A 1,263-nucleotide genomic window follows, 5' to 3' on the forward strand; every position below is an offset into this window, starting at 1 on the left:
AGACACTAGAAACCGCCATAAACCTATTTTTAGCCTGTATAGCAACATTTGCCAATCACAATAGGAAAATTAAAATGGCACTCGCGGTTTAAAACAAAATCTGTAATTTGTTTCTACTAACAAAAATCAAGGCAGGTTATTAGACGGACTGGCGTTGTAGCCAATTGCAAAAAATGATAAAACTAACTAAACCTTTGACAATCCCATTTATTGCACTTGGAATTGTATTGTCTTTAGTTTTTGGTGTTGAGTATAATTGTCAAGGAGAAGAAATGTTTCCAATTTATTATGGGAGCCCTTTTGTGTTTAAAGAGAAATCATTAGGAAGTTCTATGGAGTATTTTTACAGTATTTCAGGTATTCTTCTAAATGTTGCCATTTGGAGTGTAATAATTGCATTGTTAAGATTAGCAATTCTGAAAACACTTGACCTGAAATCAAAGAGTAGAATTTTAACCAAAATCTACAAAGGAACTGTTATTATATTAGTCGTTTTTTCGGCTTTGAATATTGGGATTAGTTATATCGGAATTGGTCAAGGATTTAAGAAAGGGTTAAACTACTGGTATATGGATTTAGACAAAGAAGCAAAAGATTGGGGAATGGAATGTGAAGGAGAATGGAAATTTTGGATTTTATAAACTTAAATAAAGATGAGTATTGAAGTACCTATCATAATCTTAATTCTTGCAATCCCCACTTATTTCATATGTAAGTGGATAATGAAAAGACTTAAAATTGGAAATGATAATAATAGAAAATTCATTGCTGTAATTCCTACGATAATTCTTAGTCCAATTATCTATTTTGGACTTGTAATGATTTGGATTTTCTTTGTTTCATATTATCCAACAAGTAGTTTTGACCAAAGTGAATGGAAATCAAACATTGAAGAAAGATATAAAATGTCGGAAGACATTATTGAAAGCGAAATGTTAATCGGAAAAAACCGAGATGAAGTAATAAATATATTGGGAAATAATTATTCGACCAATAATGAAAATAGGTTATCCTATGAACTAGGATTTGTTCCTGGGTTATTCAATATTGACCCTGACTATTTAGATATAAAATTCGAAAATGAAATAGTAATAAGTGTTAACCAATATGAAGGATAAAATAATAAAAACTGGCTACAATAACTAAGTATTCGGCTCGCCGATAGGCCAGAGCTGAATACTGTGTTGACGAATCCGGTTGATTTGCCGTCTATGGGTAAAACGATGAATTTAAAGAAGGATGGCTGGAGTTTGCGCTGTTATT

At 31.4% G+C, this 1,263-nt stretch carries 2 protein-coding genes; both read left to right on the plus strand.

Annotated elements, in window-relative coordinates:
• Positions 1 to 173: 173 nt before the first annotated feature.
• Positions 174 to 641: a hypothetical protein gene (locus tag ESY88_RS20660; RefSeq protein WP_147088594.1), complete on the plus strand. Its 468-nt coding sequence runs from the start codon at positions 174 to 176 to the stop codon at positions 639 to 641.
• A 12-nt stretch (positions 642 to 653) separates the two neighbouring features.
• Positions 654 to 1,118 carry a hypothetical protein gene (locus ESY88_RS20665; protein ID WP_147088595.1) on the plus strand — a complete coding sequence of 155 codons (465 nt, stop codon included), beginning with the start codon at positions 654 to 656 and terminating at the stop codon, positions 1,116 to 1,118.
• The last annotated feature ends 145 nt before the right edge of the window (positions 1,119 to 1,263 follow it).

It is taken from the genome of Subsaximicrobium wynnwilliamsii (genome assembly GCF_007997225.1).
Taxonomy (GTDB): domain Bacteria; phylum Bacteroidota; class Bacteroidia; order Flavobacteriales; family Flavobacteriaceae; genus Psychroserpens; species Psychroserpens wynnwilliamsii.

Excerpts from the sequence above, each read along its gene's own strand:
- ESY88_RS20660 (WP_147088594.1), top strand. The coding sequence starts at position 174 with ATGATAAAACTAACTAAACCTTTGACAATCCCATTTATTGCACTTGGA.
- ESY88_RS20665 (WP_147088595.1), top strand. The coding sequence starts at position 654 with ATGAGTATTGAAGTACCTATCATAATCTTAATTCTTGCAATCCCCACT.